Here is a 22,979-nt window from a genome sequence, read left to right as displayed (position 1 = left end):
CGGGTTCGGTCGGGCCCGGTCGCCTCGCCGGGCCTGGGGTCAGTCGAGCCTGGCTGCCCTCGCCGGGCCTGGGGTCAGTCGAGCCCGGCTGCCCTCGTCGGGTCTGGGGTTCGGACGAGCCCGGCTGCCTCCGTTGGGTCGGGGGCCAGTCGAGTCCCGTCGCCTCGCCGGGCCTGGGTTCGGTAGAGCCCGGTCGCTTCGTCGAGTCCGGGGTTCAGCCGAGCCCGGTCGCTTCGTCGAGTCCGGGGTTCAGCCGAGCCCGGTCGCCCCGTCGGGCTGGAAGGTCGTCGTCAGTGCTTCCAGCAGGTTCGGTGCCAGGTCCGGGCTTTCCACGATCTCGTCCACGGCGTCCTCGTCGCCGTCGGGGGAAGCGCCGCGCAGCCGCATCACGCACGCTCGCTCGCCGTCCCGCAGTACGGCCGCGACCAGCCGGGCCTCGGTGCGTCGCGGGTGGTCGGCCGCGGCCCGGCGCAGGCGCTGCGCGTCCGCGTTGGCGAGGCCGTCGAGCTCGGCCTCCACATCCGGCGGCAGCACGATGATCTCCTGTGCGAGCGCGCAGCCCACCACGATCTCCGGCCAGGCGATCCGGCCGAGTGATTCGGCGAGGTCACCGTCCGGCAGCGGCTCCTGCGCCACCGGGGTCAGCGGGTTCGCCCGGTCCAGCTGACCGGCAAGCTCGGGTTGTTCGTCCAGCAACGCCGCGGTCGGTACCAGCGCGAACAGCTGCGGCGGCTGGTCCCAGCCGGCGGCGGCGACGAACTCTTCGACTTCCCGTGCCAGACCTGCGACGGGGTGGGCGGCAGACGGCTCACTCGGTGGCATGGCGATATCGTCGCAGGCCGCCACCGCGGGCGCCGCGCGCGTCGGAGATCGGGTGGTCCCGGGAACTTCGGCACCCGTCCGTAGAGTTAGACCATCAAGGGACTCCCCGGCCGGTCCGTCCGGGGCCCCGCGGACGTGTTCACGAAGACAGGAGCGTTGCCGTGGCGACTCGGCCCCCGGTGAGCCTGAAGCTGTCCCGCCGCAGCCGGATCCTCCTCATCATCGCCGCGGTGGTAGTGCTGGGGCTGCTGCTGTGCATCCGGCTGCTCGGCACCTATGTGGACTGGCTGTGGTTCGGCGAGGTGCAGGCCCGTTCGGTGTTCACCACCGAACTGGTGACCAGAATCGTGCTCTTCGTGGCCGTCGGGCTGCTGGTCGGCGGAGCGCTCGCGGTCAGCCTGATCATCGCCTACCGCACCCGCCCGGTGTTCGTGCCGGTCTCCGGCCGGGACGATCCGCTGTCGCGCTACCGCTCGGTGGTCGTCGCGCGGATCCGGCTGTTCGGCATCGGCATCCCGGTGATCACCGGGCTCATCGCCGGCGCGTCGGCGATGGGGGACTGGCAGACCATCCAGCTGTTCCTGCACGGCACCTCGTTCGGCCAGAAGGATCCCGAGTTCGGGCACGACCTCGGCTTCTACGCCTTCTCCCTGCCGTTCGTGAACTGGTTGCTCGGCTGGCTGTTCATCACGGTCGTGATCTCGTTCTTCGGCTCGCTGATCGCGCACTACCTCTTCGGCGGCATCCGGCTGGCCGGCCGCGGCGGCCAGCTCGCCGGGCCCACCCGCGCGCAGCTGGCCATCACCGTCGGCATCTTCGTGCTGCTGAAGGCGGTCGAGTACTTCTTCGACCGGTACAACCTCCTACTGTCCGATCGGGACATGCCGCTGTTCAACGGCGCCACCTACACCGACCTGAACGCGGTACTGCCGGCCAAGCTGATCCTGCTGTGCATTTCGGTGATCTGCGCGGTCGCCTTCTTCGCCGGGGCGTTCCTGCGCAACCTCCAGCTGCCTGCGATCGCGCTCGTGCTGCTGATCCTGTCCGGGGTGCTGATCGGTGTCGCCTGGCCCGCCATCCTCGACCAGTTCTCGGTCAAGCCGAATGCCAACGAGAAGGAAGCCACGTCGATCCAGCGCAACATGGACGCGACGCGGTCGGCGTTCGGGCTCAACGGCATCAAGTACGAGCAGTACCCGGGCAAGACCGAGGCCTCCTCCGCCGCGGTGAAGGAGGACACCGGCACGGTGTCCAACATCCGGCTGCTCGACCCGAACATCCTCAGCGACACCTTCACCCAGCGCGTCGGCCGGGAGAACTTCTATGGCTTCCCCGCGAAACTGGACATCGACCGCTACACCCTCGGCGGCACCACACAGGACTACATCGTCGCCGCCAAGGAGATCAAGACCGACGGCCTCACCGGCAACCAGACCAACTGGATCAACAAGCACCTGGTCTACACCCACGGCAACGGATTCGTCGCCGCGCCTGCCAACACCATCGACAGGGCGGTCAAGGACTCCAACTCCGACGGCGGCTATCCGATCGCCACCACGAGCGATACGACGAACGCGACCGGCGCCGGTTCGGCCAACGGCCAGCCGGGGATCCGGGTCGACCAGCCGCGCATCTACTACGGCGAGCTGACCAACGAATCCGACTACGCGATCGTCGGCGGCACCCCCGGGCAGGCGCCGGGCGAGTACGACACCGACGCCCAGCGCGGCTACCTCTACCAGGGCAAGGGCGGCGTCTCGCTGGACAACTGGTTCAACCGGCTGGCGTTCGCCGCCGAATACGGCGAGCGCAACATCCTCTTCTCCGACGCCATCGGCGACGGTTCGAAGATCATGTACAACCGCGATCCGCGTGATCGGGTCAGCAAGGTCGCCCCGTGGCTCACGCTCGACGGCGACCCGTACCCCGCGGTCGTCAACGGCAGGATCCAGTGGATCGTCGACGGCTACACCACGCTCAACAACTACCCGTACTCCCAGCAGACGCAGCTCGGCGAAGCCACCAACGATTCGCTCAGCGGTGTCACCAAACAGGCCAACAACTCGATCAACTACATCCGCAACTCGGTGAAGGCGACCGTCGACGCGTTCGACGGCACGGTCAACCTGTACTCGATCGACGACAACGAGCCGGTGCTGAAGGCGTGGGAGAACGTGTTCCCCGGCCTGGTCAAACCCAGTAGCGCCATCTCACCCGAACTGCGTTCGCACTTCCGCTACCCGGAGGACCTGTTCAAGATCCAACGGGAACTCATCGCGCGGTACCACGTGGACAGTCCACAGGAGTTCTACGCGCAACAGGCGTTCTGGAGCGTGCCACAGGACCCGACGGAGGACGGCAGCTCCACCACCGCCGCGGCCAACGTGGCCAACCAGCCCGGGTACTACGTGCTCGCCAATGCGGCGGGCGAGGGCAGACCGACGTTCCAGCTGACCAGTGCGCTCACCGGTTTGCAACGGCAATACCTGGCCTCCTGGATGTCGGTCTCGTCCGATCCGGAGGACTACGGCACCATCCGCGTGCTCCGATTACCCCCGGCCAGCGGGGCCAGCCAGGTCGACGGACCGGTCCAGGTCCAGAACCGGTTCCAGAGCGACCCCAGAGTCGCCCAGGACCGCACCCTGCTGAACAACCCCAACGTCATCCCCATCTACGGCAACCTCATCACGTTGCCGGTGGCCGACGGGTTCCTCTACGTCGAACCGGTCTACATCCGCCAGCGCAACCAGCTGAGCTATCCGCAGCTGGCGCGCGTGCTCGTGTCCTACGGTTCGAAGATCGGCTTCGCGCCGACCCTCAACGAGGCGTTGGACCAGGTGTTCGGCAACGGCACCGGTGCAACGGCGACCACCCCGCCCGCAGGCGGGACGCCCAGCACCCCGCCGTCCAGTCCGTCGTCCCCGTCCACCCCGCCCAACCAGGGCGGCAGCAATCCGGCCATGGACAAGGCCGTCACCGACCTCCAGTCGGCGCTGGCCAAGCTCAAAGCCGCGCAGCAAGCCGGGAACTTCACCGACCAAGGCGCGGCACTGGCCGCGCTCGACGCGGCGGCCAAGGAATACGACGCGGCCAAGGCGAGCACCGCGCCGGCCAGCGGAGCACCCACCAGCGGGGCGCCTCCGCAGTCCGGCGGGTGACGTCGGTTACGGAAAGGGCACCTGCTTTGCGCCTGGGTGAAACCCGGGCGTAGAGTAGGTGTTACCGACGCGGGGTGGAGCAGCTCGGTAGCTCGCTGGGCTCATAACCCAGAGGTCGCAGGTTCAAATCCTGTCCCCGCTACAGAGATTGGGAGACTCTTGCTTGCGGAGTGCGCAAGCAAGGGTCTCTTTCGTGTGTCGTCTGGGGGCAAGCCCCCAGGCCCCCGCCAGGGGGCTTGCCCCCTGGACCCCCATGGTGAGTGGCTGGGTTTGTCTTGTCTGTCGCCAGGGTGAGTTGCCAAAGGTGGGTGGTCGGGGTTGTCTTGTTGGTCGCTGTGGTGAGTGACAGGGGATGTCTTGTCGGTTGCCGTGGTCGGTGGTCGGGGTTGTCTTTGTTGGTCGCTGTGGTGAGTGACAGAGGTTGTCTTGTTGGTCGCCGTGGTGGGTGGTCGGGGTTGTCGTCCTGGTCGGCAAGGGTGGCCGGGGTGCCTTTTCTGTCGCCGTGGTGAGCGGTTGGGTTCTCGGTGCGGTGCGCTGGAGGCGGGCCGCGCGGTGCGGCAGGGTGGTGGTGTCGGGTGGCCGGGTTGTGGTTTCGGTGCTGGTGGTGGGGTTTTCGGGGGGTGGTGTGGGCGGGGTTTGGGGGGTGTGTAGGGTTGTGTTTACAACGACGCGGGGTGGAGCAGCTCGGTAGCTCGCTGGGCTCATAACCCAGAGGTCGCAGGTTCAAATCCTGTCCCCGCTACTGGTGGAAGATGCCCGGTTTGCGCACAGCGCGCAGACCGGGCATTTTTGCATGCCGACCAGCGGAATCGCTCGGCTGGTGGTTGCGCGGCCGGGATCGGCGCCGCGGCGATTGCGGAGCGTGGCCGGGTCCACTGTGGACCGGCTTTCGGATTGGGCCGAACGAGGGGCCGACACTAGCCACAATGGACAGAACGCCAGACCACTGTGGACACCGCAGCGATTAAGTGGGAACGTAGACGGGTGTCCGATTTGAATGCAACAGCCGCCGCTCTGCTTGGTCTGCTCCATGACGGCCCCGCCACCGGCGGGCAGCTCGTCGCCGGAGCAGACGGCCGGTTCGGCGCCTTCTTCAGCGTTACCCGTAGCCAGGTTTACCGCGAGCTCCCGGCACTGTCGAAAGAGGGCCTGGTCCGGCTCGGCAAACAGGGACCGCGCTCGAGCCAGCAGTACGTGCTGACCGCGGCCGGGAAGAAAGCCTTCAAGACGTGGCTCACGTCCGAGGCGGGTCCCGACCACCTGCGCAGCCCGCTCATCCTGCGGCTCGTGCACGCAGGCTCGCTCACCGCGAAGCAGCGGACCGCACTGCTGGAGACCGCGCGCACCACCTACCAGGGCCAGCTCGACGCGGCCAAGACCGCCACGAAGTCCGCCGACGGGCCCTACGACAAGGCCGTCGCCGAGTTCGCTCAGGCGCAGGCCAAGGCCGCTCTGAAGCTGCTCGACTCGATCCCGCAGGCCTGAGGATCACCGCGGCCCCGCGACCGGTTCGCAACCGGTCGCGGGTTTTGCCGTAACCTTGGCCAACGTGAGTGATGAGTTCGATGCGTCGTTGAGGGACCTGACCGGCAAGCTGACCCAGATCGAGTCGGTGATGGACCTCGATGCGCTGCGGGCCCAAGTCGCCGCGCTCGAGGAGCAGGCCTCCAGCCCCACCCTCTGGGACAACCCGGAGGAGGCGCAGAAGGTCACCAGCCAGCTGTCCCACCGGCAGAGCGAACTGCGCCGCGTCTCCGAGCTGCGCCAGCGCGTCGACGATCTGGGCGTGCTCTACGAGCTCGCCGCCGCCGAGAGCGACTCCGGCAGCATGGCCGAGGCCGAAGGCGAACTCGCCGAACTCGTCAAGGACATCGACGGGCTCGAGGTCCGCACCCTGCTCTCCGGCGAGTACGACGACCGCAACGCCGTCGTCACCATCCGCTCCGAGGCCGGCGGCGTCGACGCGGCCGACTGGGCCGAGATGCTGCTGCGGATGTACCTGCGCTGGGCCGAGCGCCACGGGTACCCCACGGACGTCTACGACATCTCCTACGCCGAGGAAGCGGGCATCAAGTCCGCCACCTTCAAGGTGTCCGCGTCCTACGTCTACGGCACGCTGTCGGTCGAACAGGGCACCCACCGGCTGGTGCGCATCTCGCCGTTCGACAACCAGAGCCGTCGCCAGACCTCCTTCGCGCACGTCGAGGTGCTGCCGGAGGTCGAGGAGGTCGACCACGTCGACATCCCGGAGAAGGACATCCGCGTCGACGTGTACCGCTCGTCCGGACCCGGTGGACAGAGCGTGAACACCACCGACTCCGCGGTCCGCATCACCCACCTGCCGACCGGCATCGTCGTGTCCTGCCAGAACGAGAAGTCGCAGCTGCAGAACAAGGCAGCCGCGATGAAGGTCCTCCAATCGCGGCTGCTGCAGCGCAAGAAGGAGCAGGAGCGGGCCGAAATGGATGCGCTCAAGGACGGCGGTTCCAGCTGGGGCAACCAGATGCGCTCGTACGTGTTGCACCCGTACCAGATGGTCAAGGACCTGCGTACCGAATTCGAGGTCGGCAACCCCAGCTCGGTGCTCGACGGTGACATCGACGGCTTCCTCGAGGCCGGAATCCGCTGGCGGCGCCAGGCAGGCGTCGCCTGATCCACTTCGGACAGCTCACCTGTGCAGGGGATGACGCAGCTCACCCAGGGCACCGGCAACCCCGCCTTTACAGGACCCATGGGTAGTATGCCGAACCGTGATCCGGCTCGAAGAGGTTTCCAAGGTCTACAAGACCTCGACCCGCCCCGCCCTCGAACGGGTGTCGGTCGAGGTCGACAAGGGTGAGTTCGTCTTCCTCATCGGCCCGTCCGGCTCCGGGAAGTCGACGTTCCTGCGGCTGCTGCTGCGCGAAGAGGTACCCAGCAAGGGGCGGGTCATGGTGTCGAACTTCGACGTCGCGAAGCTCGCCCGGCGCAGGGTTCCCCGGCTGCGCCAGACGATCGGCTGTGTGTTCCAGGACTTCCGCTTGCTGGCCAACAAGACCGTGGCGGAGAACGTGGCCTTCGCGCTCGAGGTGATCGGCAAACCCCGGCCCACGATCCGCAAGGTCGTGCCCGAGGTGCTCGAACTCGTCGGCCTCGACGGCAAGGCCGACCGGCTGCCCAACGAGCTCTCCGGCGGTGAACAGCAGCGCGTGGCCATCGCGCGGGCCTTCGTGAACCGCCCGCTGGTGCTGCTCGCCGACGAGCCGACCGGGAACCTGGACCCGGACACCAGCCAGGACATCATGCTGCTGCTGGAGCGAATCAACCGCACGGGCACCACCGTGCTGATGGCCACCCACGACCACTCCATCGTGGACTCGATGCGGCGCCGGGTCGTCGAGCTGCAGCTCGGTCGCGTGATTCGCGACGACTCCCGCGGCGTCTACGGCATCGGCCGCTGACGCCAACCCCCGTCCGACTCCAGCCCCGAACCAAGGACAGACACCAGCGATGCGTGCCAGTTTCGTCTTCAGCGAGGTCGTCACCGGTTTGCGCCGGAACGTCACGATGACCATCGCGATGATCCTCACCACGGCGGTTTCGCTCGCCATGCTCGGCGGCGGCCTGCTCGCCGTGCGCACGATCGACAAGATGAAGGCGAACTTCCTCGCCGAGGTCGAGGTCTCGATCAGCCTGGTCGACCAGGTGAGCGCCAACGACAAGAACTGCAGCCAGCAGCTGTGCGGCTCGCTGCGCCAGTCACTGCAGAACAACCCGGGTGTGGAATCCGTGGTGTACGAGAACCGCGACCAGGCCTACCAGCGGTTCCAGAAGATCTTCGCCAGCCAGCCGGAACTGCTCGAGCTGACCGGGCCGGAGGCGCTGCCCGCGTCACTGCAGGTCAAGCTGAAGGACCCGGACCGCTCGGACGCGATCATCAAGCAGTACACCGGCCAGCCCGGCGTGCGGAAGGTCGACGACCAGAAGAAGTTCCTCGACCGGGTGTTCAACGTGTTCAACGGCGTGCGCAACATCGCCTTCGTGATGGCGCTCATCATGGCCGTCGCCGCGCTGCTGCTGATCGCGAACACCATCCAGGTCTCGGCCTTCACCCGGCGTACCGAAGTCGGCATCATGCGCCTGGTCGGCGCCACCCGGTGGTATACCCAGCTGCCCTTCCTGCTGGAGGCGGTGGTCGCCGGCGTGGTCGGTGCCGTGCTCGGCACGGTGTTCCTGCTGCTGACCAAGCTGTCGTTCCTCGACTCGGTGTTCACCGGCGAGGTCTTCCCGCAGATCACCACGCTCGAAGTGCTGTTCCCGGTCGCACCGATCCTGCTCGCGGTGTCGGTCGTGATCTCGGCGATCACCGGGTACGTCACGCTGCGCCTGTACGTGCGGCACTAGCGCCTCGAACCCCGGCTACTCCATTGTGGACAGCAGGGACGCCATCCGCTTCGGGTCTCGGCCGGGCGGATACCCAGCTGCTCACGGCGCCGTGACCACGTAGAATGGTCGGTATGCCCAAGGAACGTGGACAGAAGGTCATTGCGTCGAACCGTAGGGCGCGGCACGACTACTCCATCCTGGACACCTATGAAGCAGGCATGGTGCTCCAGGGCACCGAGGTGAAGAGCCTGCGAGCGGGCAAGGCCTCGCTCGCCGACGCCTTCGCCACTGTCGACGACGGCGAGGTGTGGCTGCGCAACGTGCACATCCCCGAGTACACCCAGGGCACCTGGACCAATCACATGCCGCGGCGCACCCGCAAGCTGCTGATGCACCGGCGGGAGATCGAGCGGTTGATCGGCAAGACGAAGGAGAGCGGGTTGTCGCTGGTCCCGCTGTCGATGTACTTCAAGGACGGCAAGGTCAAGGTCGAGATCGCGCTGGCCAAGGGCAAGAAGGCCTACGACAAGCGGCAGACGCTGGCCAAACGCGACGCACAGCGCGACATCAGCCGGGCCATGGGCCGGGCGCTGAAGGGCCGGTTCACCGAGTGAACCCCGGCCCCGCCTCGGACGCCGACGTCGCGCGGTGGACCGCCTCGCTCGGTCTCGACGGGCTCGTCGACCTGCACGTCCACTTCCTGCCGAAACCCGTGATGGACAAGGTGTGGGCCTACTTCGACCGGGCCGAGGAGCATTACGGCACGCCATGGCCGGTGCAGTACCGCTCGCCGGAGCCGGAACGGGTGGCAACGCTGCGTGCGCTCGGCGTGCGGCACTTCGCGCCGCTGGTGTACCCGCACAAGCCGGACATGGCCGAGTGGCTGACGTCGTGGGCGATGGAGTTCGCCGCCGGGGTCCCGGAGGCGGTGCCCACCGGCACCTTCTACCCGGAGCCCGCCGCGGCCTCCTCGGTGGACGCCGCGTTGCGGGCGGGCGCGCGCTGCTTCAAGGCGCACGTCCAGGTGGGTGCCTACGATCCGCGCAGCGAGCTGCTGACCCCGGTGTGGGGTGCGCTCGCCGACGCCGGTGTCCCGGTCGTCGTCCATTGTGGACACGGGCCGTTGCGCGGCGAGTACACCGGGCTGTCGGTGTTCGCCGAGGTGCTGCAGCGGCATCCGCAGCTCACCGCGGTACTGGCGCACGCTGCGATGCCCGAGTTCGACGTGGCGTTCGAGCTGATGCAGCGTTATCCGCGGGTGCATCTCGACACCACCATGGTGGGCGTGCCGTTCTCGGAGAAGATCGCGCCGCTGCCCGCCGACTGGACCGCCCGCGTCGCCGAGGTGGCCGATCGTGTGGTGCTCGGCACGGACTTTCCGAACATCCCCTACTCCTATGCCACGCAGCTGCAGGCGATCGCCGGATGGGCGGCCGACGATCGCCTTGGCGAGCCGTTCCTGCGGGCGGTGCTGCACGACACCCCCGCGAAGCTGCTCAGCGTTTGAGCTGCACCACCGGTGCCGACGCGAGCCGGACCTGCCGTCCGGCCAGCGCGAAACCGGCCGCGGTCAGCACCACCCACAGCACCGGTCCGTGTGCAAGCCCGGCACTCAGCGGCCGGAAGCCGTTCGCGGCCAGGCCGAGCAGCCCACCGGAGGCGAGCAGGCCGGCGAGTACGAGCTGCGGTGTGCCTGCGGTGACCGCAGTCCCGCCGGGCCGGGTTTCGAAGCGTTCGAACAGCCGGAGCAGGCCCAGCAGTACCGCACCGCAGGCGGCGACCCAGCCGGGCACCATCAGCCACCACATCGTCGAACCGGGTTGCGGGGTCGCGTAGCCAAGGCCGTAGACAGTGATGCCGGAGACCACGATCAGCGCCGGCATGTGCCACAGGTACACGGACATGAACCGGGCGCCCAGCTTGCCGAGTGTGGCGGTGACGCCGGGCAGGGTCGTCAGCCGCTGCCGGAACGCCAGCAGCAGGCCGACCTGCCCGAGCGCGAGGAACAGCAGCAACCCGGTCGGCGGGCTCATGTTCGACACCGGCGCGCCGGGCATGCCGATCATGCTGGCCGGGTACGGACCGAACGCGACCATCAGCGCGGTGCTCCCGAAGCCGGCGGCGGACAGGGTCAGCGCGGCCCGGCGGCCGAGGTTGCCGAGTCTGCCCTCGGCGTAGTGGAACCCGAGCTGGTGCACCGCAACCCACACGACCACCGCGTTCGCATACCCGAGGAAGCCGGAGCCGGAGAACCGCGCGACGTCGATCAGCACCCCGGCGACGGCCAGTACGGCCGGGACCGCGAGTCCCCACCGGCGATGTGCTGCGACCATCGGCGGCGTGAGCAGCACGGTGAGCAGGTAGACCGAGAGGAACCACAGCAGCTGCGCGGCGATCGAACCGGCGACCTGCACCGGCTGCTCGGGAATCCCCAGCCCCCGCAACAGGTCCGGGACGACGAGCCACACCGCCATCAGCGGCAGGACCGGAACGAGCAGCCTGCGTACCCGCGCGGCCAGCCAGACCCGGGTGGATTCCGCGCGGCGCAAGGAGATCAGGTTCGCCGCGCCACCGGCGAAGAAGACCAGCGGCAGCACCTGGGACAGCCAGGTGATTGCCCACCACCCCGGCGTGACGAGGGCGTTGCCGGTCGCCAGGGTGCCGCCGGAGTAGGAAAGCACCGGCATGATCCAGTGTTGTGCCACCACGGCGAGGATCGCGCCCGCCCGCACCACGTCGAGGAACGTGTCGCGACGGACCGGATCCGCAGTCCTGGTGCCGCCCCGCGGCAGACTCGTTGTCATGCCCGAAAGCCTGGCGGCCCAGGTCTTCCGGCACAGCGGGGCAGACCGCCGAATCCGTCCGGTGGCCAGCCATGCCGGGGTCCCGGGGGCTGGCCCTACCCCTGATTACCGGAGCCCGTCCCGCTCCGGCTCGGTTTCGTGCGCGCGCAGCCGGTACTCCCAGCCGTCCTCGGTCAGGCCGAGTTCGTACACCGTCTCGATCTTCGGCCCGCCGTGCAGGTGGATGTGCCGTACCACGGCACCCGGCACCGGCTCCTCGTCGGTGAGTTCCTGGACGCGCCCGTCGAGTGGCCCGCCGAAGAAGCGGACACTGCGGGCGGACATCGGGGGCTCCTCACTCGACATCGGCCCATGGTAAGCGAGGCCACCGCCGTGCGGCTGCCCTCGGATCGGGTGAGGTCGATCAGCGGCCGAGGTAGGTCAGCACCGCCCGTACCCGACGGTGCTCCTCCGCGCTGGTTTCGAGCCCGAGCTTGGCGAAGATGTTGCCGATGTGCTTTTCCACCGCACCGTGCGACACCACCAGCGAATTCGCGATTGCGGTGTTCGACAGGCCTTGCGCCATCAGGCCGAGCACCTCGGACTCCCGCGCGGTGAGCGAATCGAGCGGATTGCGCCGCCCACGGGCCATCAGCTGCGCGATGACGTCCGGGTCGATGGCCGTGCCGCCACCCGCCACGCGGCGGACCGCGTCGAGGAACTCGGCCACGTCGGCCACCCGCTCCTTGAGCAGATAGCCGACGCCGCCTGCACCGCCGGACAGCAGTTCGACCGCGTAGCTCTCCTCCACGTACTGCGAAAGGACCAGCACCGGCAGCCCGGGGATCTGCTGGCGCGCCGACAGTGCGGCACGCAGGCCCTCGTCGGTGAACGTCGGCGGCATCCGCACGTCGACGATCGCGAGGTCGGGCCGGTGCTCGGTGACGGCGCCGAGCAGATCGTCCCCGTTGTCGACGGCGGCGACGGTCTCGATGCCTTCATCGGAGAGCAAGCGGGTGACTCCGGCCCGCAACAGTACGGCGTCTTCGGCGATCACTACCCGCATCAGGCCCCCAGCTCGTGAGTGGACAAGCTCCGAGGCTATTCACTCACGAACCCCTCACCACTGGCAGGGCAGGTCGGCTCTGATCACGGTCGGCCCGCCGACCGGGCTCACCACGGTGATCACGCCGTCGATCGTCGCGGCCCGGTCGGCCAGCCCGGCGAGCCCGCCGCCGGGGCTGACTTCGGCGCCGCCGCGGCCGTTGTCGGTGATCTCGGTGATCACGTGCGTTTCGCTGCGCCACACCTTCACCGTCGCCTCGGTCGCGCCGGAGTGCTTGGCGATGTTGGTGAGCGTCTCACCGACGATGAAGTACGCCGTGGTCTCCACCGCGGCAGGCGGCCGGGGTTCCACGTCCACCTGCACGTCCACCGGGATCGGCGACTTCGCCGCCTGCGCGGACAGTGCCGCGTCGAGCCCGCGATCGCCCAGCACCGCGGGGAAGATGCCACGGGCGAGGTCCCGCAGTTCGGAGACGGCCATCTTGGCGTCCGAATGCGCCTCGTCGAGCAGACCGCGCACCGCGTCCGGGTCCTGGTCGAACTTCGACTTCGCCCGGCCGAGGCTCATCGCGACGGCGACCAGCCGCTGCTGCGCACCGTCGTGCAGGTCCCGCTCGATCCGGCGGCGTTCGGCCTCCGCGGCATCCACACCGCGGGCTCGCGAGGCCTGCAGGTGTTCGGCCTTCCGCTCCAGCTTCTTGGTGCGGTTGGGGCCCAGCAGCGACAGTGCCAGGTTGCCGTGCAGCCAGCCGAGCCACGGCGTCACCCAGATCGCCATCGGCAGCAGCACGATCGAGGCGATCGCGATCGGCAGCTCGACGATCGACAGCGGGAACGCCACCATCAGATAGGTCAGGTCACGCCAGGTCGTCGGGTCGGTGAGCCGGGTCAGCCAGCGCCGGGTCAGTGACAGGCCCTCCAGCGGCAGCCGTTCCACCGGGGCGAGCGGTGTGCGGAGCATCCGCTGGGCCCACCGCCGTTCGACATCGCCGGACCAGCGGACGAAACCGGTGGTCGCGAGCAGGATCGGAAAGCCGACCCAGACGACGACCGTGCCCGCCCCGACCACGGCCCCCACCACGATCAGGATGAACTGCACCAGCCGGAACACGAAGCTCAGCAGCATGTAGACAACGGTGCGGGCCGGATTCGGCCGCGGATGCTCCGGAGGTGGTTGCTGGGAGGTCATCCGGTCACCGTGCTCATTCCGTCGATCGCGTTCCAGGAGCGCTCCATGCGCTGGCGCTGGGCGACCGTGGGCCGCAGCAGCGCCACCGAGAACTCGCAGTGGAACGCGGCCAGTGCCCTGGTCAGCGCCGCCGCCAGCGCGACGAGCAATACCCCCAGCGCCGCCCACGGCAGCGCGGTCACCGTCGAGTCGACGGTGATCCACCGCACATCGTAGCTCGGGAAGTGCCATGCGCCGCCGGGCAGGAAACGGTAGTACACCGGCAGCGCAACCAGCCCGAGCGCGACCGCCCAGAAGGCCACCACCAGCACGAATTCGACGAGTCCGAGCGGGAACAGCAGGAAGAAGTAGGCGAGGTCGCGCCAGGTGGCGCTGTCCTTGAGCCGGGTCACCCACCGGTTCCGCTGCCGTCCCGGTGGCAACGGCAGATAGGGCCGGTCGATGTAGGTGTCGAGCAGCGCGAACACCCGTGCCCGTTCCATCCGCCCGGCACCCCTGACCAGCAGCACCAGCAACCCGAGCAGCGGCACGCCGAGCCACACGATCGCGGTGCCCAGACCGGCCGCGGTCAGGGCGGTGATCAGCGTGAACCCCAGAATCCCCAGTGGCAGGTTGAGCAACAGGAAGGCCAGCGCCCCGCTTAGCGGAGGGGTTCGGCGACCAGGCTTCGCGGCAGCGGAAACAGTGCGCATCGGCGGGGCTCCTCACAGGAAATCGAACCAGCTCAGCATCGCCGCGCGAGGGGTCCCGTCGCCAGGGGGCCGACGGGCATCTCCGCGGTGGGGCCAGCCCTACCTCGGCCGGGGCCGGCCGGACCCGGCAAGCCCGGCCCGGAACATCAGGGTTGCCGGGAGCGTTATGATGGACAGGTTACGAACACCTACAAGGGGGTGAACGGTTTCGACTCTGGACGTTGAGTCAGGGGAAGCGTGCCGGTGCAGGCGAGAGACCACCGTAAGCGTCATCGCAAACCAATAAGCGCCAAGGCCAATAGCCAGCGCGACTTCGCTCTTGCTGCCTGAGTAGCGAGCGAGTCTGTCGGCCCGGGTTCGCCTCCGACCCGGTAGCCGGCATCAGCTAGGAGGCTTACCGCCAGTCCCGGCCACGGGGCCTGGTTGGGAAGCAAACAGTGGCTGGGCCCGTCACTTCAGCTTGTTCACGTGACTGAAGGGGCCAAGCAGAGACAGAGTGGACTGCGCACGGAGAAGCCCTGAGGAGGCGCTAGAGGACCCGGGTTCAATTCCCGGCACCTCCACCACTCGGATCCGGAGAGTCTTCCGACTCTCCGGATCCGTTTTTTGTCGTGTGTTGCGCCCGGTTCGGGTTGATCGTGGCCGGGGAGTGCCGGCAACCGGTTTCTGCGTGGGTTCCGCCGGCGGAGCGGCTACTGGTTGTCGACATAATCGGCTTGCTTTCACCGTCATTGACGAACGTTCGATCCACGCTTAGCTCGATCGATAAGGCTCCCGATCGCGCCGTCCGGAGCAGTGCCCCCGGCATCGTCGAGCCCATTCGCGCAGCCAGGGCTGGGCAACCGCAACCTGACTGATTCCGGCTCGCGGAAGAAGTACCGGCAGGCGCGGATTCGTCAGACTGGCGCGTCCGGCAATGAACCCCTGCAACGGCCCATTGCCGCCCGATCGGTGGCTTTCCCCTGCTCTGATCGCGACGATCCGCACGATCACGATCCGATGGGGTTCAGTCAGCGCCGGTCTCGGTCTGCTCAGGATTGTTGCGGTATCCATATTCGGCTGCGATTTACCGTGCCGATCGTGCTCTGCCTCCTGCTGCCCGCAATTGCCGCACCGGTAATTGCAGTCAACGTGGTCAGTTGCTGTCCGCAGCCGGTGGGCCGGGTGGTGACGTGCCGCCGATTCTGGTGGTGAGTTCGGTGGCGGTTGCTGCGACTTCCGTTGCCAGGGCGGGGAACGTTTCGTCGCAGGGGCGGTCTTCCGGGCACCGGTGGCGGAGCGTGACCGAGATTGCGGCCATCGGCCGGGTGCCGTGGTCGAAGACGGGGGCGGCGACGGACGCGAAGCCTGCCGTCACATGGCCGTCTTCGATGGACCAGCCCAGGCGGCGTTCGGTCGCCAGCGTCCGGCGCAGGGCGGCCAGTGAACCCGGGCCGCGATCCGTCCGCAGGACGAACGACGTCGGCGCGGGGAACAGTGCGCGGACGTGTGCGGCGGGCAGGTGCCGCAGGATAGCCCGTCCGGATGCGGTCAGCTGGCCGGGGAGCCGGACGCCCACGTCGGTCACCAGGGTCTCCGGGCGGACTGGACGTTCCTTGATCAGGTAGAGGGATTCGTTGCCGTGCAGGACACCCAGATGAGCGGTGTGGCCGACGCGGTCCACGAGCTTGCGCAGCAACGGGCCGGCCAGCCGTTCCAGCGGATCGTGGCGCAGGTAGGCCGAGCCCAGTTCGAAGGCGGCGATGCCCAGCCCGTAGCGGCGTTCCGCGGGCAGGTGCACGACGAAACCGGCTTCGGCGAGTTCGTTGAGCAAGTGGTAGGTCGTCGAGCGCGGCAGGTGCAGGTCGCGGGCGACGGTGGCGGCCGAGACGGGTCCGGCATGCGCGGCGAGCAGGCGCAGCACGGAGAGGCCGTTGCGCAGCGCCGGGATGTCCGAACTGCTCATTTTTCCCCTTCGAAGCGGTGCGAGTGGCCCGTTCGCACCAGGTGCCGAGGCTTCAACCTCGGACTGTCTTGAATACCAGACACTACCCGAAACTTTGCCCTGTCCTCTCCGCGGCGGGCGGGGTGCAATGGCTGACATGCCGGAACCAGTGCTCCTGGGCTCGAAGCCGATGACCGCGGCGGAGGTCGTCGACGTCGTACGCGGTCGCGCGTACGTCGGGCTCGCCGAGGCAGTCGAGAAGAACCTCGCTGCCACCCGCCAGCACATCGAGAAGCTCGCGGACGCCACGTCACCCACGTATGGCGTCTCCACGGGCTTCGGTGCGCTCGCCACCCGCCACATCCCGGTGGAGAGCCGCACCGCGTTGCAGCGCAGCCTGATCCGCTCGCACGCGGCGGGCGCCGGGCCCGCGGTGGAGCCGGAGGTGGTGCGTGCGCTGATGCTGCTGCGCCTGCGCACGTTGGCCAGCGGCTACACGGGCGTGCGGCCGGAAACCGCGCAAACGCTTGCGGCGCTGCTCAACGCGGACATCACGCCGATCGTGCACGAGTACGGCTCACTCGGCTGCTCCGGTGATCTCGCGCCGTTGGCCGCGGTTGCGCTCGCGTTGATGGGCGAGGGCGAGGTCGTCCACGCGGGCACGCGTAGGCCGGCCGAGGAAGCACTTCGTGCCGAGGGGATCACGCCGCTGGTGCTGGCCGAGAAGGAAGGCCTCGCGCTCACCAACGGCACCGACGGGATGCTCGGCATGCTGCTGCTGGCCGCCGCCGACCTGCACCGGCTGCTGGACATCGCGGACCTCACCGCGGCGATGAGTGTGGAAGCGTTGCTGGGCACCGATCGGGCGTTCGCCGCCGACCTGCAGGCGTTGCGTCCGCATCCCGGACAGGCGGTCAGCGCGGCGCGGATGTTCGCCGCGTTGCAGGGTTCGAAGATCGTGGAAAGCCACCGTGGTCCCGACTGCAACCGGGTGCAGGACGCCTATTCGTTGCGCTGTGCTCCGCAGGTGCACGGCGCTGCGCGGGACACGCTGGCGCACGCCGAACTGGTGGCCGATCGTGAACTGCAGTCCGCTGTGGACAACCCGGTGGTGCTGCCCGACGGCCGGGTCGAGTCGAACGGCAACTTCCACGGTGCCCCGGTCGGCTATGTGCTGGACTTTCTCGCGGTGCCGGTGGCCGACGTGGCGAGTATCGCCGAACGGCGCACCGACCGGATGCTCGACCAGGCGCGTTCGCACGGACTGCCCCCGTTCCTCGCGCACGACCCCGGCGTCGATTCCGGCCACATGATCGCGCAGTACACGCAGGCCGGCGTGGTCAGCGAGCTGAAGCGGCTCGCGGTACCCGCCTCGGTGGATTCGATCCCGAGCAGTGCGATGCAGGAGGACCACGTGTCGATGGGCTGGTCCGCCGCGCGCAAGCTGCGCAAGGCGGTCGACGGCCTGACCACGGTCCTCGCCGTCGAACTGCTCACCGCCGCTCGTGCGCTCGATCTGCGGGCGCCGCTCACCCCTTCGCCGGTCACCGGACGAGTCCGGGATCTGCTGCGCACCCGGGTCGAGGCCCCCGGGCCCGACCGTCATCTGGCGCCCGAAATCGCGGCTGCCGAAGAACTCGTGCGGTCGGGCGCTGTCCTGGCCGCGGCCGAACTGGAGGTCCGATGAACACGCCACGCACCGTCCGCGCCGCCCGCGGGACCACGCTCACCGCGAAGAGCTGGCAGACCGAGGCCGCGCTGCGGATGTTCCACAACAACCTGGACCCCGAGGTCGCCGAGCGGCCCGAGGACCTGGTGGTCTACGGCGGAACCGGCCGTGCCGCGCGCAATTGGGCCAGCTTCGACGCGATCACCCGCGAACTGACCACTTTGGACTCCGACGAGACGCTGCTGGTGCAGTCCGGTAAGCCGGTCGGGGTGTTCCGCACGCACGAGTGGGCGCCGCGGGTGCTCATCGCGAACTCGAACCTGGTGGGCGATTGGGCCACCTGGCCGGAATTCCGCAGGCTGGAGCAACAGGGCCTGACCATGTACGGCCAGATGACCGCCGGTTCCTGGATCTACATCGGCACACAGGGCATCCTGCAGGGCACCTTCGAGACGTTCGCCGCGGTGGCCAGGAAGCGCTTCGGCGGCAGCCTGCGCGGCACGCTCACGGTCACCGCGGGGCTCGGCGGCATGGGTGGTGCGCAGCCGCTGGCCGTCACTATGAACGACGGTGTGGCGCTCGTGGTCGAATGCGATCCGCACCGTGCGCACCGCCGGGTGGAGACGCGCTATCTCGACGAGGTGGCCGCAGACCTCGACGATGCGATCAAGCGGGTCACCGCGGCCAAGAAGGAGCGGCGTGCGCTCTCCGTCGCCGTGGTGGGCAACGCCGCCGAGGTGCTGCCGGAGCTGCTGCGTCGCGGGGTCGAGGTGGACATCGTGACCGACCAGACCTCGGCCCACGACCCGTTGTCCTACCTGCCCAAGGGCATCAGCGTGGACGACTGGGCCGACTACGCGGCGAAGAAGCCGGACGAGTTCACCGACCGTTCGCGCGAATCGATGGCCGACCACGTCGAGGCGATGCTCGGCTTCCTCGACGCCGGCGCCGAGGTGTTCGACTACGGCAACTCCCTGCGGGGGGAAGCGAAGCTCGGCGGATGCGAGCGCGCGTTCGACTTCCCGGGGTTCGTGCCCGCCTACATCCGGCCGTTGTTCTGCGAAGGCAACGGGCCGTTCCGGTGGGCGGCGCTCTCCGGCGATCCGGAGGACATCGCCGCCACCGACCGCGCGATGCTGGAACTGTTCCCGGAGAACGAATCGCTCGCGCGCTGGATCCGGCTGGCCGGTGAGCGCGTGGCGTTCCAGGGGCTGCCGGCGCGGATCTGCTGGCTCGGGTACGGCGAACGGCACCTGGCGGGCCTGCGCTTCAACGAGATGGTGGCCAGCGGGCAGCTGAAGGCGCCGGTCGTGATCGGCCGGGACCACCTCGACTCGGGCAGCGTCGCCTCGCCCTACCGCGAGACCGAGGGCATGGCCGACGGATCCGACGCGATCGCCGACTGGCCGCTGCTCAACGCGCTCGTCAACACCTCGTCCGGGGCGAGCTGGGTGTCCATCCACCACGGCGGCGGGGTCGGCATGGGCCGGTCGATCCACGCCGGGCAGGTGAGCGTGGCCGACGGCACGCCGCTGGCGGCGCAGAAGCTGGAGCGGGTGCTCACGAATGACCCCGGTATGGGCGTGATCCGGCATGTCGACGCCGGGTACGACCGCGCGGCCGAGGTCGCCGACGAGCGTGGTGTCCGAGTGCCGATGCGGGACCGGGCGTGAGCGCGGCCGAGCTGCTCGCTGCGATTGCCGACGTCGGGCGCGACGCGCGGCGTGGTGGCTACTCTCGACACGCATTCGACCGGCCCGAACGCGAACTGCGCACCTGGTTCGTGGAGCGTGCGCAGCGGCTGCGGCTCGACGTGGAGACCGACCGCAACGGCAATCTGTGGGCCTGGTGGGGCTCGCCGGGGCCGGACGCGGTGGTCACCGGCAGCCACCTGGACTCGGTGCCGGGTGGCGGCGCGTTCGATGGGCCGCTCGGCGTGGTCAGTGCGCTCACCGCGGTGGAGGCGTTGCAGGAAAAGGGGTTCCGTCCCGCAAAGCCGGTCGCGGTGGTGGTGTTCGCCGAGGAGGAGGGTGGCCGGTTCGGAGTGCCGTGCCTCGGGTCGCGGCTGCTGACCGGGACCATCGACGCGGGGCGCGCGCGGGCGTTGCGGGACCCGGACGGCGTGACGTTCGCCGAGGCAGCGGTCGCGGCGGGTCTGGATGCCGAACGCATCGGTTCCGACCCGGAACGGCTGGGGCTCGTCGGGCAGTTCGTGGAACTGCACGTGGAGCAGGGCCGGGGACTGATCGACCTCGGCTCACCGGTGGCCGTGGGCAGTACCGTGATCGCGCACGGACGGTGGCGGTTTTCTTTTGCCGGTCAAGGAAACCACGCCGGTGCGACACGTCTCGGCGACCGGGTGGACCCGATGTTGCCTGCGGCCGGGACGGTGCTGGCGGTGCGTCGGCTGGCGCAGTCTCGCGACGATGCGCGGGCGACCGTCGGCAGGCTCGTGCCGACGCCGGGTGGGACGAACGTCATCGCGTCCACTGTGGACCTTTGGCTGGACGCGCGGGTTCCCGGAACCGAGACTCCCGAGCTGGTCGAGGAAATCGTCGCGGCTGCCCGGGATGCTGCCGGTGCCGAGGGCTGCGAGCTGACCGTCACGAGGGAGTCGTACTCCGACGACGTGGTGTTCGACGAGCCGTTGCGCCGCGCGCTGGCGGAATGGCTCGGTGCCCCGCCCGAACTGCCCACCGGCGCCGGGCACGACGCGGCGATCCTGGCCGGGTTCGTGCCGTCCGGGATGCTTTACGTGCGCAATCCGACGGGGATCAGCCACGCGCCCGACGAGTTCGCCGAAGACGCCGACGTCGAGGCGGGCGCGCGGGCGCTCACCGAAGTGCTGGAGCGGCTCTCGAAATGACCACGTACTGGTGTGCGCGGGCCTGGCTGCCGGACGGGATTGCCGACGCGGTCCGGATCGAGGTGGCAGGCGGCCGGATCGTTTCGGTGACCGCCGGTGCGTCGCGGTCCGGGACCATCCTGAGCGGACTCACGCTTCCCGGGTTCGCGAACGGGCATTCCCATGCGTTCCACCGTGCGCTGCGCGGCCGGACGCACCACGAGCGAGGCACGTTCTGGACCTGGCGGGAACGGATGTACTCGCTCGCGGCCCGTCTCGATCCGGAGGTGTACTACCGGCTCGCCCGGGGCGTCTACGCGGAAATGGTGCTGGCGGGTTACACGAGCGTCGCCGAATTCCATTACCTGCACCATGCGCCGGGTGGCAGGCCGTACGCTTCGCCGAACGCGATGGGCGATGCGCTGCGCCAGGCCGCCCGGGACGCCGGGATCCGGTTGACCCTGCTCGACACCTGTTATCTGGCGGGTGGAATCGGCGTGCCGCCGGACGAGGTGCAGCAGCGGTTTTCCGACGGCACCGTCGAACGGTGGGCGGAGCGGGTCGCCTCGGTGCAGGAAGACGAGCTGTTCCGGGTGGGCGGGGCGATCCATTCGGTACGCGCGGTTCCCGAGCACGACCTGCCCGCGGTGGACCGGGCAGTGCCGAAGAACCGTCCGCTGCACATCCACCTGTCCGAGCAGCGCGCGGAGAACGAACAGTGCGAGGCCGCCTACGGCTGGACTCCGACCGGTCTGCTGTGGGACTACGGCGTGCTCGACGAGCGGTTGACCGCGGTGCACGCGACCCACCTCACGGATCAGGACGTGAAGTGGCTGGGCGAAGCCCGTGCCGGAGCGTGCTTTTGCCCGACCACCGAACGGGACCTCGGTGATGGCATCGGACCGGCGCGTGCGCTGCTCGACGCGGGCGCGCGGCTGAGCGTCGGCAGCGACAGCAACGCGGTGGTCGATGCGTTCGAGGAAACCCGCGCGCTGGAGCTGGACGAGCGGTTGGCGAGTGAACAGCGTGGCCGGTTCACTGCGGACGCGCTGGTGGCCGCCGGCACCGACCACGTCGCGACCGGCTGGCCGGAGGCAGGGACGATTGCCGTGGGCGCCGGGGCGGATCTGGTCACGGTCGCGCTGGACACCGTGCGGACCGCCGGGATCGAGCCGTCCGGCGTGGTGTTCGCGGCCTCGGCGGCGGACGTGTGCGCGGTCGTGGTCGCCGGCCGGGAGGTCGTCCGGGACGGGGCGCACCTGCTGATCGAACGTCCGGAAACCGTACTGGCAGAGGAGATCGAGACGCTGTGGCAGTTCTGATCACCGGAATCGGCGAGCTCACCACCAACGACCCCGAACTGGGCAAGGTGTCCGAAGCCGCGCTGGTGCTCGACGGCGGCACCGTCGCGTGGGCTGGTCCGGCCGGGCGGGCACCGGCCGCGGACGAACGCGAGGACGTCGGTGGGCGGGCGGTGTTGCCCGGCTGGGTGGACAGTCATACGCACCTGGTCTTCGCCGGCGACCGCACGGCGGAGTTCGAGGCGCGGATGGCCGGGAAGCCCTACTCGGCCGGCGGCATCGCGGTCACCGTCGAGGCCACCCGTGCGGCGCCGGACCACCTGCTGGCGGAGAACCTGCGCCGACATGTCGACGAAGCGGCCCGGCAGGGAACCACGTGCCTGGAGACGAAGACCGGGTACGGGCTGACCGTGGCCGACGAGGCGCGCTCGGCGAAGCTCGCCGGTGCGGTGGCGGACGAGGTCACCTACCTCGGCGCGCACCTCGTGCCGCCGGGCGCCGACGCGGAGTCCTATGTGGACCTCGTATGCGGGGAGATGTTGGACGCGGTCGCGCCGCACGTGCGGTGGGCAGATGTGTTCTGCGAGAACGGTGCGTTCGACGAGGCGCAGTCGGCGCGGGTGCTCGCCGCCGCCGCGGACCGCGGACTCGGGTTGCGGGTGCACGGCAACCAGCTGGGTGAAGGGCCGGGCGTGCGGCTCGCGGTGGAACAGAGCGCGGCGAGCGTCGACCATTGCACGTATCTGAGCGATGCGGATGTGGTAGCGCTGGCTTCATCCGAAACGGTGGCGACGCTGCTGCCCGCGTGCGATCTGTCGACACGGCAGCCGCTGGCTCCGGCGAGGCGGCTGCTCGACGCGGGCGCGACTGTCGCGTTGGCCAGCAATGCGAACCCCGGCAGCTCGTACACCACGTCGATGGCGTTCTGCGTCGCCACGGCCGTCCTGCAGATGCGGATGACCGTGGACGAGGCAGTGTGGGCGGCGACCGCAGGCGGGGCACGGGCATTGCGCCGGGAGGACGTCGGCGTCCTCCGGCCGGGCGCTCGCGCGGATGTGCACGTGCTCGATGCGCCGTCCACGACTCATCTCGCGTACCGGCCCGGGGTTCCCTTGACGTATGCGGTGTGGCGGAAGGGAGAACGCATGAGGTGATGAGCCGGATGC

19 protein-coding genes, 2 tRNA genes and 1 other RNA gene are annotated in these 22,979 nt (G+C 69.1%); 15 read left to right on the top strand and 7 right to left on the bottom strand.

Annotation, left to right across the window (positions count from 1 at the left end; all coding sequences use genetic code 11):
- Nucleotides 1–249 precede the first annotated feature (249 nt).
- Nucleotides 250–822, bottom strand: a complete 573-nt coding sequence (locus ABD793_RS15125; RefSeq protein ID WP_344860119.1) for a PPA1309 family protein — start codon at nucleotides 820–822, stop codon at nucleotides 250–252.
- Between the two features lie 161 nt (nucleotides 823–983).
- Between ABD793_RS15125 and ABD793_RS15120 the strand changes: the two genes are divergently transcribed.
- The 9 genes from ABD793_RS15120 (at nucleotide 984) to ABD793_RS15080 (ending at nucleotide 9,852) form a co-directional block, all read left to right on the top strand.
- Nucleotides 984–3,980 (top strand): UPF0182 family protein, encoded by a 2,997-nt coding sequence (locus ABD793_RS15120; RefSeq protein WP_425548705.1) that lies wholly within the window; start codon nucleotides 984–986, stop codon nucleotides 3,978–3,980.
- 68 nt (nucleotides 3,981–4,048) lie between these two features.
- Nucleotides 4,049–4,122, top strand: a tRNA-Met gene (locus ABD793_RS15115).
- Between the two features lie 526 nt (nucleotides 4,123–4,648).
- Nucleotides 4,649–4,722: transfer RNA gene (locus ABD793_RS15110), tRNA-Met, on the top strand.
- Between the two features lie 242 nt (nucleotides 4,723–4,964).
- Nucleotides 4,965–5,465: a PadR family transcriptional regulator gene (locus ABD793_RS15105; RefSeq protein ID WP_344860117.1), complete on the top strand. Its 501-nt coding sequence runs from the start codon at nucleotides 4,965–4,967 to the stop codon at nucleotides 5,463–5,465.
- A gap of 64 nt (nucleotides 5,466–5,529) precedes the next feature.
- Nucleotides 5,530–6,633, top strand: coding sequence for a peptide chain release factor 2 (gene prfB / locus ABD793_RS15100; protein WP_344860115.1), 1,104 nt, complete (start codon nucleotides 5,530–5,532; stop codon nucleotides 6,631–6,633).
- A gap of 97 nt (nucleotides 6,634–6,730) precedes the next feature.
- On the top strand, nucleotides 6,731–7,420 hold the full coding sequence (gene ftsE, locus ABD793_RS15095; protein ID WP_344860113.1) for a cell division ATP-binding protein FtsE: 690 nt from the start codon (nucleotides 6,731–6,733) through the stop codon (nucleotides 7,418–7,420).
- Between the two features lie 49 nt (nucleotides 7,421–7,469).
- Complete coding sequence (gene ftsX, locus ABD793_RS15090; RefSeq protein ID WP_344860111.1) at nucleotides 7,470–8,363, top strand: permease-like cell division protein FtsX; 894 nt, start codon at nucleotides 7,470–7,472, stop codon at nucleotides 8,361–8,363.
- A 113-nt stretch (nucleotides 8,364–8,476) separates the two neighbouring features.
- A complete protein-coding gene (gene smpB / locus ABD793_RS15085) occupies nucleotides 8,477–8,959 on the top strand; it encodes an SsrA-binding protein SmpB (protein WP_344860109.1) in 483 nt (160 codons plus the stop codon).
- The gene (locus ABD793_RS15080; RefSeq protein WP_344860107.1) at nucleotides 8,956–9,852 is read left to right on the top strand and encodes an amidohydrolase family protein; all 897 of its coding nucleotides are present in this window, start codon (nucleotides 8,956–8,958) and stop codon (nucleotides 9,850–9,852) included. The genes smpB and ABD793_RS15080 overlap by 4 nt, the downstream gene beginning before the upstream one ends.
- On the opposite strand, the gene ABD793_RS15075 is transcribed toward ABD793_RS15080, so the two are convergent.
- From ABD793_RS15075 to ABD793_RS15055, 5 genes are all read right to left on the bottom strand, one after another.
- Nucleotides 9,842–11,149, bottom strand: a complete 1,308-nt coding sequence (locus ABD793_RS15075; protein WP_344860105.1) for an acyltransferase family protein — start codon at nucleotides 11,147–11,149, stop codon at nucleotides 9,842–9,844. The genes ABD793_RS15080 and ABD793_RS15075 overlap by 11 nt on opposite strands.
- A 105-nt stretch (nucleotides 11,150–11,254) precedes the next feature.
- Nucleotides 11,255–11,494 carry a hypothetical protein gene (locus tag ABD793_RS15070; RefSeq protein WP_425548704.1) on the bottom strand — a complete coding sequence of 80 codons (240 nt, stop codon included), beginning with the start codon at nucleotides 11,492–11,494 and terminating at the stop codon, nucleotides 11,255–11,257.
- A 58-nt stretch (nucleotides 11,495–11,552) separates the two neighbouring features.
- Complete coding sequence (locus tag ABD793_RS15065; protein ID WP_344860103.1) at nucleotides 11,553–12,194, bottom strand: response regulator transcription factor; 642 nt, start codon at nucleotides 12,192–12,194, stop codon at nucleotides 11,553–11,555.
- Between the two features lie 54 nt (nucleotides 12,195–12,248).
- Nucleotides 12,249–13,382 (bottom strand): sensor histidine kinase, encoded by a 1,134-nt coding sequence (locus ABD793_RS15060; RefSeq protein ID WP_344860101.1) that lies wholly within the window; start codon nucleotides 13,380–13,382, stop codon nucleotides 12,249–12,251.
- On the bottom strand, nucleotides 13,379–14,074 hold the full coding sequence (locus ABD793_RS15055; protein WP_344860099.1) for a sensor domain-containing protein: 696 nt from the start codon (nucleotides 14,072–14,074) through the stop codon (nucleotides 13,379–13,381). The genes ABD793_RS15060 and ABD793_RS15055 overlap by 4 nt, the downstream gene beginning before the upstream one ends.
- Nucleotides 14,075–14,268: 194 nt before the next feature.
- Between ABD793_RS15055 and ssrA the strand changes: the two genes are divergently transcribed.
- Nucleotides 14,269–14,640: a transfer-messenger RNA gene (gene ssrA, locus ABD793_RS15050) on the top strand.
- A 569-nt stretch (nucleotides 14,641–15,209) separates the two neighbouring features.
- Here ssrA and ABD793_RS15045 read toward each other — a convergent pair.
- On the bottom strand, nucleotides 15,210–16,019 hold the full coding sequence (locus tag ABD793_RS15045; protein WP_344860097.1) for an IclR family transcriptional regulator: 810 nt from the start codon (nucleotides 16,017–16,019) through the stop codon (nucleotides 15,210–15,212).
- Nucleotides 16,020–16,155: 136 nt separating this feature from the next.
- On the opposite strand from ABD793_RS15045, the gene hutH reads away from it, so the two are divergent.
- From hutH to hutI, 5 genes are read left to right on the top strand one after another with little or no spacing between them, the layout of a single operon-like run.
- Nucleotides 16,156–17,685, top strand: coding sequence for a histidine ammonia-lyase (gene hutH / locus ABD793_RS15040; RefSeq protein ID WP_344860095.1), 1,530 nt, complete (start codon nucleotides 16,156–16,158; stop codon nucleotides 17,683–17,685).
- Nucleotides 17,682–19,340: a urocanate hydratase gene (gene hutU, locus ABD793_RS15035; protein ID WP_344860093.1), complete on the top strand. Its 1,659-nt coding sequence runs from the start codon at nucleotides 17,682–17,684 to the stop codon at nucleotides 19,338–19,340. Before hutH ends, hutU begins: the two co-directional genes overlap by 4 nt.
- A complete protein-coding gene (locus ABD793_RS15030) occupies nucleotides 19,337–20,533 on the top strand; it encodes an allantoate amidohydrolase (protein ID WP_344860091.1) in 1,197 nt (398 codons plus the stop codon). The genes hutU and ABD793_RS15030 overlap by 4 nt, the downstream gene beginning before the upstream one ends.
- Nucleotides 20,530–21,834, top strand: a complete 1,305-nt coding sequence (locus tag ABD793_RS15025; protein WP_344860089.1) for a formimidoylglutamate deiminase — start codon at nucleotides 20,530–20,532, stop codon at nucleotides 21,832–21,834. Before ABD793_RS15030 ends, ABD793_RS15025 begins: the two co-directional genes overlap by 4 nt.
- Nucleotides 21,822–22,967 carry an imidazolonepropionase gene (hutI, locus tag ABD793_RS15020; protein WP_344860087.1) on the top strand — a complete coding sequence of 382 codons (1,146 nt, stop codon included), beginning with the start codon at nucleotides 21,822–21,824 and terminating at the stop codon, nucleotides 22,965–22,967. The genes ABD793_RS15025 and hutI overlap by 13 nt, the downstream gene beginning before the upstream one ends.
- Nucleotides 22,968–22,979: the final 12 nt, after the last annotated feature.

Source organism: Amycolatopsis ultiminotia (genome assembly GCF_039536925.1).
Classification (GTDB): Bacteria; Actinomycetota; Actinomycetes; order Mycobacteriales; family Pseudonocardiaceae; genus Amycolatopsis; species Amycolatopsis ultiminotia.
Note: the sequence above shows the minus strand (reverse complement) of the source record. Positions and strands in the feature narration are given on the sequence as shown.

Bases quoted from the DNA above. Each gene is read 5' to 3' on its own strand.
- ABD793_RS15125 (WP_344860119.1), bottom strand. From the start codon at position 822: ATGCCACCGAGTGAGCCGTCTGCCGCCCACCCCGTCGCAGGTCTGGCA.
- ftsX (WP_344860111.1), top strand. From the start codon at position 7,470: ATGCGTGCCAGTTTCGTCTTCAGCGAGGTCGTCACCGGTTTGCGCCGG.
- smpB (WP_344860109.1), top strand. From the start codon at position 8,477: ATGCCCAAGGAACGTGGACAGAAGGTCATTGCGTCGAACCGTAGGGCG.
- ABD793_RS15075 (WP_344860105.1), bottom strand. From the start codon at position 11,149: ATGACAACGAGTCTGCCGCGGGGCGGCACCAGGACTGCGGATCCGGTC.
- ABD793_RS15070 (WP_425548704.1), bottom strand. From the start codon at position 11,494: ATGTCGAGTGAGGAGCCCCCGATGTCCGCCCGCAGTGTCCGCTTCTTC.
- ABD793_RS15065 (WP_344860103.1), bottom strand. From the start codon at position 12,194: ATGCGGGTAGTGATCGCCGAAGACGCCGTACTGTTGCGGGCCGGAGTC.
- ABD793_RS15060 (WP_344860101.1), bottom strand. From the start codon at position 13,382: ATGACCTCCCAGCAACCACCTCCGGAGCATCCGCGGCCGAATCCGGCC.
- ABD793_RS15055 (WP_344860099.1), bottom strand. From the start codon at position 14,074: ATGCGCACTGTTTCCGCTGCCGCGAAGCCTGGTCGCCGAACCCCTCCG.
- ABD793_RS15045 (WP_344860097.1), bottom strand. From the start codon at position 16,019: ATGAGCAGTTCGGACATCCCGGCGCTGCGCAACGGCCTCTCCGTGCTG.
- hutH (WP_344860095.1), top strand. From the start codon at position 16,156: ATGCCGGAACCAGTGCTCCTGGGCTCGAAGCCGATGACCGCGGCGGAG.
- hutU (WP_344860093.1), top strand. From the start codon at position 17,682: ATGAACACGCCACGCACCGTCCGCGCCGCCCGCGGGACCACGCTCACC.
- ABD793_RS15025 (WP_344860089.1), top strand. From the start codon at position 20,530: ATGACCACGTACTGGTGTGCGCGGGCCTGGCTGCCGGACGGGATTGCC.